A 14,267-nucleotide genomic window follows, 5' to 3' on the forward strand; every position below is an offset into this window, starting at 1 on the left:
GGGCGCGCCCGGCCGTGTGATCGTCGCTGTGTGATCGCCGTAATCAGTGAATGACACGCCACCGGAGGAACCCGTCTCGTGCCAGTCGCGCTCTCCGCGCTGTTCGCCCTCCTGGCGGCCGTCGGCAATGCCACGGGCACGGTGCTGCAACGCGCGGGTGCCCGCACGGTGCCGCACGGGGACGCCTTCAGCTTCCGGCTGATCCGGCACCTGCTCCACAGCCCGGCGTGGCTCGGAGGCATCGCCGTGATCCTCGGTGCCGCGGCCTGTCAGGCGCTGGCCCTCAACCTGGGCTCGTTGTCGCTGGTGCAGCCCATCCTGGTGACCGAACTGCCCTTCACCCTCCTCATCGCCTCCGCCTTCGCCCGCCGTCGGCTGCCCGCGGTCGGATGGGCGGCCTCCGTCATGGTCGCCGTCGGCCTCGGCCTCGGGCTCGCCGCCGCCGCACCGTCAGGCGGCCACAGCGCGGTCCCGGCCGGTACGTGGGCACTGGCCCTGCTGGCCACGGGCGGAGCCATGGCGCTCTGCGTCCTGGGCGCCCTGCCGAGGCCGCGCGGTCCGCTCCGGGCGGCCCTGTTCAGCTCCGCCTCGGCGATCGGTTACGCCCTGACCGCCACCCTCATGGCGGCCGCCACCGACGTCTTCGAGCGGGACGGCGCCGGAGCGTTCTTCACCTCCTGGCAGTTCTACGGGTTCGTGGCCACCGGGGCCTGCGCGCTCTTCCTCCTCGCCAACGCCATGGAATCCGGCCCGCTGATCGCCTCCCAGCCCGCCCTCACCCTCGGCGAAGCCCTGGTCAGCCTCGCCCTGGGCATGCTGGTGTACGGCGAACGCGTACGCACCGGCTGGTGGCTGCTCCCGGAGGGCATCGGGGCGGTGCTGGTCACCTGGGGGGTGCTGATCCTGCCGAGGGTCGACGCGAAGAGCCCGTCCAAGCTCTGATGAGAGCCGACGGCACCATCGCGCGGACTGTCCCGGCCGGTCGTCGGCTCGTTGTCGCCTGGGAGCCCGGCGGCACCGGAGGTTAGGGTGAGCCGGGGCTTGCCGTGGGGCCGGCCGACCCGGGCACGGACGGGCACGGGGCCGAGGAGACGGGAGGCCGGGTGAGCGAGCGCGTACGCCGGGCGCCGTCAACCGCCGTCGCCACGGCCCTGGCCGGGCTGTGGGCCTTGCTCCTCGTGCTCCTGGCCGGCTCGGCGGCCGCTCCGACTGCGGCCGCCGCCATGCCGCTGCCAGGATCCGCGGCATCGGTCGTCACCTCGGTCCCGTCCCCGTCCCCGTCCACCGCCCCGGTGGCCGGCCTGGACGGCCGCGCGCAGACCCGGATCGAACCGACCGATACCCATCCGGCGGTGAACGATCGCTCCCGGGTCTCGACACCGGACGCGCACGCGGTCGTTCACAGCCAACGCCCGCATGCCCTCCCGGTCATGACGCAGGGTCCGGTCACCGGGCCGCTGCGGCTCCCGCTCCTGCCCGGCGAGATCGTCGGGCCGCGACAGGAGCGCGCGCCGCCCCCGGCGGTCCTCACTTCACGCTGCACACGCGGCCCTCCCTCCGTACGGAGCAGCTGACACCCCGAGACGTCGGCCGCCCCGCTCCCCGGCATGCCCGCACGCCTTGGCGCGCGACGGCCGGCCGGAGCGTCCACGGCGTCGGCGTCTCTCTCCCGTACGCCGTGAAGTGGAGAATCCATGTCACCCCGCGCCCCGCTGTGGCGTGCGCTGATCGCGCTCGCCGTCGTCGTCGCGTCCTTGTACTTCGCCCTGACCACCCCTGCCCGCCTCGGCCTCGACCTGCGCGGCGGCACCCACATCGTGTTGGAGACACGGGACTCGCCCGGTACCCGTGCCGACTCCACCGCCACCGACCGGGCCCTCGAGGTGCTGCGCCAGCGTGTCGACGCGCTCGGTGTGGCGGAGCCGTCGCTCACGCGCTCCGGCGAGCGACGCGTCATCGTCGAACTGCCCGGTGTCCACGACCCCCGGGAGGCAGTCGAGGTCATCGGACGCACCGCCCAGCTCTCGTTCCACCCGGTTCTCGCGTCCGCCGACTCCACGGAAGGGGCGGGTGGCAGCGGGAGGGCCCCGGGCACCCGGGCCCTGCCCGATCCCGACGCCCCGGGGCGCCTTCTGCACCTCGGCTCCCCCGCCTTGACCGGTCGTGATGTGAAGGACGCCAAGGCCGTCCTGGACACGCAGTCGGGCAACGGCTGGACGGTCGCGCTGTCCTTCCGTGGCAGCGGGGAGAAGGCCTGGGCCCGTGTCACCGGTGCCGCCGCCTGCGCGGCACCGGGTGACTCCTCCCGGCGTGTGGCCATCGTCCTCGACGACCGTGTCGTCTCGGCCCCGGCGATGCAGCGGAGCGTGCCGTGTCGTACCGGGATCGGCGGCGGCAGCGCCCAGATCAGCGGCGGTTTCGACTCCGCCGAGGCGCGTGAGCTGGCCGCGCTCGTCAAGGGCGGTGCGTTGCCGGTGCCGGTCGAGGTCGTCGAGCAGCGCACCGTCGGCCCGACACTCGGGGCCGAGGCGATCCGTGCCGGCGCCGGTGCGGCGGTCATCGGTCTCATCGGCACGGCGCTGTTCGTCATCGCCGTCTACCGGCTGCTCGGAGTGCTGGCCACCGTCGCGCTGGCGCTGTACGGGCTGATCTCGTACGCGGCCCTGGTGGCTCTCGGCGCCACCCTGACCCTGCCGGGGCTGGCCGGCTTCGTGCTGACCATCGGCATGGCGGTCGACGCCAACGTCCTGGTCTTCGAACGGACCCGGGAGGAGTACGCGCGGCTCCCTCGGCGCCGGCAGGGGCCGGCGGACCTCCGCAAGCCGTTGCACAAGGGATTCGGCAAGGCGTGGAACGCCGTCGTCGACTCCAACGTCACCACGCTTCTCGCCGCCGGGCTGCTGTTCTTCTTCGCGACGGGCCCCGTGAAGGGATTCGGGGTCACTCTGTCGGTCGGTGTCGCGGCCTCCATGGTCTCCGCCCTGGTCATCACATGTGTCCTCGCGGACTGGGCGCTGCAGCGGGAGGTGGTCCGGCGGCGGCCGGGACTGGCCGGTGTGGCCTCGGGCGGCCGCGTCCGCGCCTTCCTCGCGCGGCGCGCACCCCGCCCGATGCGGCGTCGCCGCACCTGGCTTGCCGTCAGCGGGGGGCTGCTGGCGCTCGCCGTCGCCGGCATCGGGCTGCGCGGTCTGCACCTGGGCGTCGAATTCACCGGCGGCCGCCTCGTCGAGTACGCCACGAGCCGTCCGCTGGACGTCGAGAAGGCACGTGCCGCCGTCGGCGAGGCCGGCTTCCCGCGTGCGGTCGTGCAGAAGGCGGGCGACGGGGACATCGTCGTCCGTACCGGCGGCACGACGGACGACGACCAGCGGCGCATCCGTGCGTCCTTGGAGGCGCACGGCGGCACGGCCACGGTCGAACGCGACGAGCGGATCGGGCCCGCCCTGGGCAGTGAGCTGCGCGGCAAGGCCCTCATCGCGCTGGGTGCGGCGGTCGCCGCCCAGCTCGTCTATCTCAGCGTCCGGTTCCGCTGGACGTTCGCCACGGCGGCGGTCGGGGCCATGGTGCAGGATGTGCTGCTGGTCGTCGGATTGTTCGCCTGGCTGGGCAAGCCCGTCGACAGCGTCTTCCTCGCGGCGCTCCTGACCGTCATCGGTTACTCCGTCAACGACACGGTGGTCGTCTTCGACCGCGTTCGGGAGATGCGCCGGTCCCGCGGCCGGCAGCCCGAAGCGCCGGTCCGTGCCTCGCTGGCGTCCGTCGTCGACGAGGCGATCCTCCAGACACTGCCGCGGACGGTCAACACGGGCATGGGCGTACTGTTCGTCCTCACCGCGCTCACGGCCCTGGGCGGCGACTCCCTGGCCGACTTCTCGCTGGCGCTGCTCGCCGGTGTCCTGTTCGGCATGGTCTCGACCGTACTGACGGCCGCGCCGATCGCCGTGACTCTGGAGGGCCGCAGCCCCGGCCCGGTGCCGGTGCGCACCCGTGCGGGAGCGCGGTCGCGGCGGGATTCGGGCGCGGTGGTCTGAGCGGGGCCCGAGCGCCTGTCGGACAGCCCCGGATCATCCTTGCCAGGCCGAGAGACCTGACGGATGACGCACGTCCAGGGGAGTTGCCCGGCCAGGTGCTCGGGCATCAGACGGGCATGGTGGCGGGCGGTCGTGACGAACTCGGCGACGCCAGGACGGCGGAGGCCGTCACGGGGCGGCTCGCCCGCACCTTCGCGCAGTGGTCCCGTGCCCGCTGCGCGAAGGTGCGGGCGAGCCCGGAGCCCCAACCCCGGGGCAGGCCCGGGCCTCGTCGTCGGCGTCACCGCGTCCGGCGCGACCGGTCGGGGAGCCTGCACTCGGGCACCGGTCAGATCGGGTCGTCCGTCGCCAGCCGTCTAACGCCCGGCAGATGGTCGTCGAGCTCGCCGGGCTCGAACCGGCACATCCCCACGACGTGCCAGAACTCACCGGCTATGTCGCCGTCGTACTTGTAACCGCCCGAGGGCGCCAGCGCCGCCCAGCCGCCCGGCACGCCGATCAGCGTGGCGCGCGGTGTCGGCTCGCCCTCGGCTGGCACGCTCCACAGCCGTACCGTGCCGTCCTCGCCGCCGCTGGCCAGCAGGGAGCCGTCGGGGCTGAAGGCGACGGCGAGGATCCGGCCCGTGTGGCCGGCGAGACGGCCGGTCTCGAAGCCGTAGAGGGGGTTCCACAGCCGGATGACCCGGTCGTCGCCGGCCGTGGCCAGCAGCGGGCGGCTCGGGTGGGCCGCGGCGGTCCACAGCCGGCCCGTGTGACCGGTCAGCCGGTGCCGGGGCCTGCCGTCCCGCCAGACGACGGCCTGCCCGTCCCACGACGCGCTCGCCAGCCAGTCGTCGCCGGGCCCGAAGACCACCGCGTAGACCCGGTCGGTGTGGCCGTCGAGCTCGGCGGTCAGGCGGTGCTCCGCGAGATCCCACAGCCGGACGAACCGGTCGTCGCAGCCGGTGGCCAGCCGGGAGCCGTCCGCGTGGAACGCTATCGACCGCACCCGCCCCCGGTGCTGGGCGAACGTCGCCACATGGGCGCCGGTGCTGCGGTACCACAGGCGGACGGTGTCGTCGTCGTTCGCGGTGGCGAGTATCTCGCCGTCGGCGCTGAACGCCTCCGCCCACACATGGTCGGTCTCGGCGTCGATCTCGCGCTGGTACTCGCCCGTAACGGCGTTCCACAGATAGACGTCGCCGTCGCTGCTCGACGTCGCCAGGACGGGGCCCGCGGGGTTGAACACCGCGGAGACCAGGCGGTCGTTGTGGCCGGCCAGTTCGCGCACGCGCCGGCCGGTCGCGGGATCCCAGAGCCGGACCAGGCCGTCGTTGCCGCACGCGGCCAGGTGGGTGCCGTCGGCGCTGAACGCCAGGCTGGCGACCTTGCGGCCGTGGCCGCGCAGGATCCGCCGCCCCTGGCCCGTCGAGGTGTCCCACAGCCGCACCACGCCGTCGTTGCCGACGGTGACCAGCAGGGGGCCGGAGTCCTGGGCGCCGGTCCCGTCGCCGGGGCGGAACCGGCAGGCCCAGACGGACCCTTGGTGGTCCGGGGGGCGCTGGCGCAGCGGCACGATGGACCAGCCCTCGGGCCGCTGGGTGACCCGCCACAGGCGGACGGCGCCGTCGCTGCCGCCCGCCGCCAGCACCGTGCCCTCGGGGTCGAACACCACTTGGTACACGGCCCCGGCGACCTCCAGGGGTGCTCCGGCGGGGGTGCCGGTCACCGGGTCCCACAGCCGGACCCGCCCCTCGGTGTCGCCACTGGCCAGCAGTCGGCCGCCCGGGTGGAAGTCCAGGGTGTAGACGCGGCCCGTGTGGCCGGTCAGTTCGTGGCGCAGCTGCAGGGTTTCCACGTCCCAGATCCGTACCGTGCCGTGGTCGTCGTCGCCCATGTCGCCGGTGGCCACCAGGGTGCCGTCCGGGCTGAAGCGGGCGCGGTAGGCGGCTCCGCGGTGGCCCTCGAGCTCGCCGAGGAGGCGGCCGGATCCGGTGTCCCACAGCCGGACGGACGCGGCCGCGTCGCCGGTGACCAGGAGGCCGCCGTCCGGGCTGAAGACCGCGGTGTAGACGGGGGCCCGGTGGCCGGGCAGCCGGTGGGTCACCGTCCCGTCGGCGGCGTCCCAGAGGGTCACGGTGCCTTCGGCGTCACCGGTGGCGAGGCGGTCGCCGGAGGGGTCGAGGGAGACCGGCCACACCCCGTCGGGGTGGACTTCCAGCCGGTGGCGGCAGGTTCCGGCGATGGGGTCCCACAGCCGGACGACGCCGTCCGCGCCACCGGTGGCGAGCACCCGGCCGCGGAACTTCACGGCGTAGACCCGACCCATGTGTCCCTGCAGGGTGCGCAGGGCGGTGCCGGTGGCGGCGTCGCACACCAGGACGCCGCCGTCCTCGCTGCCGAGGGCGAGGAGTTCACCGCCGGGGCTGTAGGAGACGGGCTCGGGCAGTCGGCTGGTGCGCATGTCGAAGCCGTACGGGACACCGACCGCGGCGGGCCGGAAGCCGGTGCCCGCGGACAGGCCGGGCGCGATGGCGGCCGTGCTCAGCTCGGGGGTGGCCGGGGCGGCGGGGTCGAACTCGGCGTTGATCAGGGCCGCCTGGTGCCAGCGGCTGCCGTCGAGCCGGGCGCCGCGCAGATCGGTCCCGATCAGCCGGGCGCCGCGGACGTCGGCACCCCGCAGGTCGGCGCCGGTGAGATGGGCGTCGTCGAGCCGGGCGCCGGTGAGGCGGGTGTCGCGCAGGACGGCTCCGGAGAGGTCGGCCCCGACGAGGCTCGCGTCGGTCAGGTCGGCGCGGGTGAGGTCGACGCCGGAGAAGTCGCGGTAGGAGAGGTCCTCGCCGGCGAGGAGGGCGCCGCGCAGATCGGTGTGGGCGGGCACCCGGAGCCTGCTGAGGATCTTGACGGCGTTGGCCCTGGCGGTCTCGTCGTCCTCGCAGGCGCGGCCCCCCGCGTCCTGGGTGGTGCCGTCGGCCAGCGTCCGTTCCGCCCATTGCTGGCACGCGCGGTGGTCGGCGAGGTCGCAGAGGAACTCGACCGCCAGCTGGCTCAGCGGGCGGCGGGCGAGCAGACCGACCTCGCCGCGGTCGCCGTGGCCGAGCCGGGTGGCGGCCTCGCGGGCGACCAGCCACTCGACGACGGAGCCGTGGATGAACTGGAACAGGCCTTCGTCGGTGCGCACGAGAAGGCTGCCGGATCCGACGGCGTGCGCGGCCTGCCCGACCGACAGCCTGCTGTCCGCCAGCCCGCTCAGCGCCTCCGCCACATCGGTCAGCTCGTCCAGGCGGAGGGCGTCCTCGCCGCTCTCCCACAGGCGCAGGGCAAGGGTCGTCACCGCCCGCCAGAGCTCGCGCAGGCTGAGGCCCGGGAGGCTGCCGGGGTTTCCCTGGCCGCGCCGCTCCTCGAACTGGAGCCAGGAGGTGAACACCTCTTCGTACAGCCCGGCGGGGCTGAGGGCGCGGCCCGCGCCCGCGACCGCGCGCAGCCGTTCGTGGTCGAGGTCGGCGACGAAGCTGAGCAGGCGGGGGTTGCGGCAGAGGGCGAACAGATCGGGGATGCCTTCCAGCAGGCGGACCCGGCGGTCGGCGGCGTGCTCGTCCCCGTAGCGGTTCACGAGGTAGGTGCGGATCTGCTGCGGGGAGAACTCCTGCAGGGCCAGCACGCGGCGCTGCGGGAGCAGCCCGACGCGCTCGCCGAGCGCGGTGAGCACCTGGGCCTGGGATCTGAAGTGCTGGGTGCGGCTGCTGACGACGATCTTGGCGCTGTCCACCGCGGCGTCGAGCAGCACCTGGAGGTGGTCGGCGGCCCGGTCGTAGCTGACCTGGTTGACCAGTTCGTCGAATCCGTCGAAGAGCAGGACGATGCGGCCTTGGCGGAGCATGTAGCGGAAGGCCCGCAGGTCGATGGTGTCGACGCCGTGGCTCGCCAGGTGCGCGGCGACGAGCCCGTCGAGGGTGTGGGCCTTGTCGAGGGCGCTCAGCTGGATCAGCAGCGGGACCAGGTGGGGCAGTTCCTGGGGGAGGCGGCGGGCCAGCTCGCGCAGGGCGAAGGTCTTGCCGTGCCCGAAGTCGCCGAGGAGTAACACGAAGCGGCCGTGGTCGGCTTCGAGCAGCCGCAGGAGGTCCTCCACGAGCCCGTCGCGCTCGGCGCCGCCGAGGCGCTCGATCTCGCGGTAGCGCTGGGGGAGGTAGAGGCCCGGCTGGTACTGGAGGTCGGTGCTCAGCCGTTCGGTCTGGGCGGCCACGTAGCCGCGCAGGTCCAGCAGTCCCTGGAATTCGGTGAAGCTGCGGATGAGGACGCCCCGGCGGCGGGCGCGCTCGCGCAGTTCGCGCGGGGGTGGTGGGCCGTCGTGGACGAGCTCGGCGTCGGGCTCGGTGTCGGAGGCGTAGATGTGGTCGATGAAGCGGTCGACCTCCTCCGCGTGGGGGGTGCCGACGCAGACGGCGACCCGCTGCTGGCGGACGAAGCCGGATTCGGTCCAGGTGGCCAGCAGTCCCGGCACCTCGCCGGGGATGCGGCGCAGTTGGACGCCCTCGTGCCGGATGCGGCAGACGTCGGCGACGCGTGCGACGAGGGCGTCGAGCGGGCCCTCGACGGTCCGGGCCTCCGGTCCGGTGCCGGTCTGCCGGGCGCCGTCCTCGTCGACCGGTGTGCCGGGGGCGGTCCCGGCGGTCGGGGGTGATTCGGTGCCGGGGGCCGGCGGTGGCTGCGGCGGCCCGAAGGCACGCCGGGCGCCGCGCCACTCGGACGGGTGGTTCCAGGGCTCCCGGCCGGGGCGCTCCGGCCAGCGGGTGAGGCCGTCGCGGGTGAGACGGAGCAGTTGGTGCCGGGCGGGGGCGGCGGCTCCGAGGACGGGCAGTTCCCCGGAGGCGAGGGGCAGCGCCGCGGCGGTGGGCGAGGCGTCGGCGGCGCGTGGGTCGCCGGCGGGGCCGTGCAGCAGCAGATGCAGCCGGGGGCCGGTGAGCCGGGCGAGCACGTCGCTGTCGCGCAGGGGCGCGGTGCCGGGGCGGCGGCCGCCGATGCCGCCTTCCTGGCCCCGGCGGGGGCCGCCCGGGGCGGCGCCGTCGAGCGGCCGGAGGGCACCCGGCGGGTGGCGCAGGGCGCCGAGGCGCAGCCAGCCCTCCTGTTCGTACGGGCGCAGGGCCTGCGCGAACCAGGCCGCCTGCTCCGGGCCGAGCCAGCCGTACTGGTCGTCGGGCCGGTGGCTGTAGGCCATCGAGGAGTTGATCCCGGCGACGACGGTACGCAGGGCGGGGACGGGGAAGAGGGTCCAGGGCTGGTCGCTGTCGAAGACGGCGTCGAGGCCTTGGTAGAGCTCCTGGAACAGCCGTGCGTAGTGGCGCCACTTGGGCCAGTAGGGCGGCCGGGGCTGCATCTCGTCGGCTTCGCAGGTGCTGAAGTAGGCGCGGCAGGCGGCCTGGCTGACGTCCTGTCCGCCGGGTACGACCGCGAGCCGGTCGGCGGCGAGGCCGAGCCGGGAGCGCAGTCCGGTCAGGAAGGTCAGCGCCTGGTCGCATTCGCGGGGGCTGCCGGAGGCGGTGAGGTCGCCGGTGACGACGAGGAGGTCGGGCGCGGGGGCGCCGGCGTCGGTGAGCTCGACGAGGTCGCCCCAGACGGCGGCCTGGAGTTCGGCGGGGTCGGCTCCGCGGCCGAAGCCCGGGCCGGCCAGGTGGAGCACGGAGACGGCTTCCCTGGCGTGGTTCTCCTCGGCGGCCTGCGGATAGCCGGGCGGGCTGGCGGGGCGCCGGCGGCCCGCCCAGCCGGGGCTGCCGAGCTGCCGGTCGGAGTGCGGACGCGGGATGCTCGCGATGGCCCCGGGAGTACTACCGGGGGCCCCGGGGGAAGCGGTCGGGCCGCCGGGGAAGCCGGGGTGCTCGGCGGGCCGGGCCCGCCCGTCCAGTGCCTGGCCGACGCGGGTGAGCAGCAGATCCCGGGCGGCCGCGGTGTCGTGGACGGCGACCAGGTCGACGTAGGTGATCGTGGCGAGCAGTCCCTCGACCGGGATGTCCTCGACGCGGACGGTGATCAGTCTGCGCTCGGGGGCGTCGGGGTCGGCGCGCAGCGCGGCCTGCCACTCCATCCGGCCGTAGCGGGAGCGCTCGTAGTGACGGGAGAGGACGGCGATGACGGCGACGGACTCGCTGACGCCGCGGTCCATGAAGTCGACGAAGTTCGTCCCCGGCACGAAGTCCCACGCCTGGATGACGGTGCGGTACCCGGCTTCCTCCAGGGTCCACGCTATCCAGGCCGCCCAGCGCTCGTCGGCCGGCGAATAACTGATGAAGAAGTCCAACGGCCGCTGCTGTCCCGCGAGTTCCTGGCGTAGGACCATGGACCCCATCTTATGCGTCAGGTCACTCCTGGTCACCGCTTTCGTGCGAAGTGTGTGCGATGCTCTTGTCCGTGCGCGCCATACATCGTCTGCACACGTTGGACTGGGTGGCCGGGGGGGTGCTGGCCTGCGGTCTGCTCTGCCTTGCCACGGGACTGCTGCCGACGGAGCCGGCCGGGGACGCGATGGTCCGTATCGCCCCGCTGCTGGCGTTCCTCGGTACGGTCATCGTGCTCGCCGAACTCACGAGCCGGGCGCAGGTGTTCGACGTCGTGGCATCGGCGGTGGCGCGCGCCGGGCGCGGGAGCTATCCGGCGCTGTTCGTCCTGTGCGTGGTGTTCGCCTCGGTCACCACCATCACCCTCAATCTGGACACGACGGCGGTGCTGCTGACGCCGGTCATGCTGGCGCTGGCCTCGCGGGTGGGGATCGCGGCCGTGCCGCTCGCGATGACCACGGTCTGGCTGGCCAATACGGCGAGTCTGCTGCTGCCGGTGTCCAATCTGACGAATCTGCTGGCCGCCGACCGGGTGGCGCTGTCCCCGGCGGGTCTGGCCGCGCGGATGTGGGCGCCCCAACTGGTCTCCATCGCGGTGACGATGGCCTGTCTGTGGCTGTTCTTCTGGCGGCGCGGCAGACGCGGCTCGGACGATTACGTGCCACCGGCCGCGCACCGGCCCGCCGACCGGGTGCTCTTCCGGGTCTGCGCGCTGGCCTGTGCGGGTTTCCTGCTGGCCATACTGCTCGCCGACATCCCGCTGTGGATGGCGTCGGCGGCGGCGGCCCTGGTGGCGGCCGCGGCCTTCGCGGTGCGGCAGCGGTCCGCGCTGCGGGTGTCGTTGATCCCGTGGCGGCTGCTGGTCCTGGTGCCGGGGCTGTTCCTGGTGGTGGAGACGGTCAACGTCAATGGTCTGCACGACGCGTTGTCGGCGGCGATGGGGACGGACGGCGGGCTGCTGGGGCTGTTCCGGGCGGGAGCGGTCGGCGGCGGGATGTCCAATGTGCTGAACAACCTGCCGGTGTACCTGGCCGCGGAGTCGGCGGTGCCGGTGGGCAACCACGATCAGTTGCTGGCCCTGCTCATTGGCACCAACGTGGGCCCGGTGGTGACCCCTTGGGCCTCACTGGCCACTCTGCTGTGGTTCGAGCGCTGCCATGCCCAGGGGGTCAAGGTCTCGCTGAAGGTGTTCCTCGGCACCGGCGCGGTGCTGGCGACCGGTGCCGTCCTGGCGTCCGTGGCGGCGCTCGCGGCGACGCGCTGAACCGCGGGCGCCACCGGGGATCCCGGGGTGCCGCTCAGCGCACGCCGTCGGCCGTGCTCGCGCCGACCCGCCCGACCAGGTCCAGGAGGTACGGGAGGTCCCCGGGCCGGCCCGCGACGAAGCTGCGGTCGGTGTCCGGGCCCGTCACCCCGGGCCGGAAGGGCCCCCCGTCCAGGGCCCGGATCTCCAGCCCCGCCTCGGCGGCCAGCAGGGCGCCGGCGGGCAGGTCGATGGCCTCCGCGCGGTAGCCGACGAAGCCGTCGATGTCGCCGCGGGCGAGCATGGACCACGTCAGCAACGGCGCCCAGAGCTGCAGCAACCGCCGTGAGCGGGCCTCCAGCACCTCCTTCAGACCGTGCGCGGCCCGGTCGTCGCGCGCCACGCCGTGGCCCTGGGTCCAGGCGAGCAGGGGCCCAGCGGGCGACAGCGGGCGGGCGGGGCAGCGCATCCGCCCGTGCGGCCCGTAGGCACCGCGGCCGGTCAGGGCGGTCCAGGTCCGGTCGGTGACCGGATCGTGCACGACGCCGACCACGGGTGCGTCGTCGACGCACAGGGCGATGCCGACGACGTAGGCGGGCAGCCCGATGACGACGTTGTTGCTGCCGTCGAGCGGGTCCACCAGCCAGGTGCGGCGCGGGGCCTGGCCCATCGCGTCGCCGTCCAGCGTGCCGGCCTCCTCGGCGAGGATCCGGTCGTGCGGGAAGCCGTCCCTGATCCGCCCGACGACCAGGCGCTCGGCCATCAGATCGAGTTCGGTGACCACATCGCCGTGGTCCCCCTTGGTCCGGACGTCGTAGTCGTCCTGGAAGCGCGAGCGCAGCAGCGCGCCCGCCTCCCGCGCGGCGGCGACGGCCAGTCGCCGCTCGGCCGTGAACGGCCCCGCGAACTCCCCGTCGAGGACGTCCGGGTCATGGGCCGCGGCCCGGCTTCCGGTGCTATCGGGGATGAGGCGCATCGATCCTCCTGAGGACAGTGCGGGCTGTCCGGGCCGTCTGAGCGGCGTCGCATGTCTGTCGTACCACCCGGTGGCCCCGGCCATGCACCGGCCCGAGGGAGAGGTCGAAGCGCCCGGGTCGTGAACGGCCGAGCAGCAGGGTGGCGGCGGCGGTGCCGCGCGGGATGACGGAGGTGTGGAACTCACCCGCCGGGAGGGTGTAGATCTCCCCTCCGACGACCGTCTGTTCGGGGCCGGGCTCGCAGCTCACCAGGCGCGAAGTCGGCCTGATGTCGTCCACCCCGGCGGGATCGCTGCGCACCTCGAAGACCCGGTGGGTGGGGACTTCCGGGCGCTCGCGCACCCGCACCCGCAGATTGCCCACGCTCCCGTACAGCACACAGCTGGTCAGTTCCCAGCTGTGCGAGTGGACGGGCGGGGCGGTCGGCGCCGGGTCCGGACCGGTCGTCGTGCCGGGCACGCCGCTGCCGAAGACGTGCAGACAGACGCCGCGGTCGCCGTCGCGCTCCACGGGCAGGCACAGGAAGCCGAGCGGGTGGCGGACGGCGTACAGCTCGCGCCGCCCGGAGGCGATCTCGTCGAGGGCCGAGGCGGCCGCGTCGAACAGCCCCGCCACCGCCTCGCCTCCGTCCACGGCTCGTTCGAACAGCCGGTAGTCCACGGGTTTGCGCACGCGAAGCTCACCTCCGGTACGGATTCTCCGGGTGCAGCGCCTTGTCGATGATGTCGCTGACGTCCCGGTCGGTGAACGCGGCGGGGAGGGGCAGCCCGAGCCCGTCGAAGAGCCGGTACACCTCGTCGACCGTCGGCTCCTCGCCGAGGGGCTCGGTGCGGATCAGGTCGAGGGTGACCGCCTGCTCCCGGCTCTGGTGGAGTTCGGTGACGTAGTAGTCGTAGAGCGGCCGGTTCCGCTCGACCAGCAGATTGACCCGGCGGGGGTCGTCCTGAGTGATGATCAGGCAGGACGCCGACAGGTCGAAGCGCAGGGTGGGCACGACGGAGGAGAGATGGACACCGATCTCCAGGGTGTCCAGCCGCTGCCGGTACCAGCAGGCGGCGAGCACCGTGGCGAAGGACTCCTTGCGGGTCCGGTCGGCGCTCCAGGCGTCGGGCGGCACGACGTCCAGCCGGTGGGCGAAGGTCTGCCGGAAGCGGGCGTACGCCGCGCACGCCTGGTCGTCGGCCGGGTTGACGATGTCGATCTTCATGGAGAGGGAGCGGCGCTGGCGCTGCGCCTCCCGGACGCAGACCGGGAGGGTCACGGCGCGCAGATACGTGCCGGTGCCGCCCTTGAAGATCCAGTGGTCGGTGTTCTGGCGCGCCTGTTCCAGGGCGCGTTCGAGCTCGGCGCCGGACAACGACCGCACCATGGTGAGGTCTTCGAGCGCGTGCCGGGTGCCGGTGGTCGCCTCGCGGATGTCCGCGATCCGCCGCCGTCGCTCGGTCAGCGTCCCGAAGACGAGGGCGGCGAGGACCAGCAGGGTCGCGCCGGAGGTGACGTTGTCGTCGACGTTCTGGTCGAAGATGTCCAGCAGACCGATGATGAGGGCGGCGCCGGTGGCGACCACACCGTCGAGGTTCTTGATGGTCCAGGAGACGGCCTTCTCGACCCGGCCCCCCGGATCCGTGGTTCTGCGCGCCACTGCTCCACCCTCTCCCCCGGATACCGGTCATGGTAGGAGGGGACGGAGCCCGGCGACCAGGTTTCC

General features: G+C 73.9%; 8 protein-coding genes. 4 read left to right on the forward strand and 4 right to left on the reverse strand.

The window, feature by feature from the left end; all coding sequences use genetic code 11:
- Positions 1–78 precede the first annotated feature (78 nt).
- From AB8O64_RS03460 to secD, 3 genes are all read left to right on the forward strand, one after another.
- Positions 79–942 carry a DMT family transporter gene (locus tag AB8O64_RS03460; protein WP_370417791.1) on the forward strand — a complete coding sequence of 288 codons (864 nt, stop codon included), beginning with the start codon at positions 79–81 and terminating at the stop codon, positions 940–942.
- Positions 943–1,103: 161 nt separating this feature from the next.
- A complete protein-coding gene (locus tag AB8O64_RS03465) occupies positions 1,104–1,574 on the forward strand; it encodes a hypothetical protein (RefSeq protein WP_370417792.1) in 471 nt (156 codons plus the stop codon).
- 120 nt (positions 1,575–1,694) lie between these two features.
- A complete protein-coding gene (secD, locus tag AB8O64_RS03470) occupies positions 1,695–4,031 on the forward strand; it encodes a protein translocase subunit SecD (RefSeq protein ID WP_370417793.1) in 2,337 nt (778 codons plus the stop codon).
- Positions 4,032–4,359: 328 nt separating this feature from the next.
- Here secD and AB8O64_RS03475 read toward each other — a convergent pair whose 3' ends face one another.
- Positions 4,360–10,341 (reverse strand): TIR domain-containing protein, encoded by a 5,982-nt coding sequence (locus AB8O64_RS03475; protein ID WP_370417794.1) that lies wholly within the window; start codon positions 10,339–10,341, stop codon positions 4,360–4,362.
- 71 nt (positions 10,342–10,412) lie between these two features.
- Here AB8O64_RS03475 and AB8O64_RS03480 point away from each other — a divergent pair, with 71 nt between their 5' ends.
- Positions 10,413–11,603 carry an SLC13 family permease gene (locus AB8O64_RS03480; RefSeq protein WP_370417795.1) on the forward strand — a complete coding sequence of 397 codons (1,191 nt, stop codon included), beginning with the start codon at positions 10,413–10,415 and terminating at the stop codon, positions 11,601–11,603.
- Between the two features lie 34 nt (positions 11,604–11,637).
- Here AB8O64_RS03480 and AB8O64_RS03485 read toward each other — a convergent pair whose 3' ends face one another.
- Genes AB8O64_RS03485 through AB8O64_RS03495 form a run of 3 tightly spaced genes read right to left on the reverse strand, consistent with a single transcriptional unit; the run spans position 11,638 to position 14,201 of the window.
- A complete protein-coding gene (locus tag AB8O64_RS03485; protein ID WP_370417796.1) occupies positions 11,638–12,558 on the reverse strand; it encodes an inositol monophosphatase in 921 nt (306 codons plus the stop codon).
- Entirely contained in the window at positions 12,539–13,231 is a 693-nt protein-coding gene (locus AB8O64_RS03490) for a hypothetical protein (RefSeq protein ID WP_370417797.1), read from the reverse strand. Before AB8O64_RS03490 ends, AB8O64_RS03485 begins: the two co-directional genes overlap by 20 nt.
- A 7-nt stretch (positions 13,232–13,238) precedes the next feature.
- Entirely contained in the window at positions 13,239–14,201 is a 963-nt protein-coding gene (locus tag AB8O64_RS03495; RefSeq protein WP_356456416.1) for a hypothetical protein, read from the reverse strand.
- Between the last annotated feature and the right edge of the window lie 66 nt (positions 14,202–14,267).

The sequence above is a fragment of the Streptomyces sp. QH1-20 genome (genome assembly GCF_041283565.1).
In the GTDB taxonomy this organism is placed as follows: Bacteria; Actinomycetota; Actinomycetes; order Streptomycetales; family Streptomycetaceae; genus Streptomyces; species Streptomyces syringius.

Excerpts from the sequence above, each read along its gene's own strand:
- secD (WP_370417793.1), top strand. The coding sequence starts at position 1,695 with ATGTCACCCCGCGCCCCGCTGTGGCGTGCGCTGATCGCGCTCGCCGTC.
- AB8O64_RS03485 (WP_370417796.1), bottom strand. The coding sequence starts at position 12,558 with ATGCGCCTCATCCCCGATAGCACCGGAAGCCGGGCCGCGGCCCATGAC.
- AB8O64_RS03475 (WP_370417794.1), bottom strand. The coding sequence starts at position 10,341 with ATGGTCCTACGCCAGGAACTCGCGGGACAGCAGCGGCCGTTGGACTTC.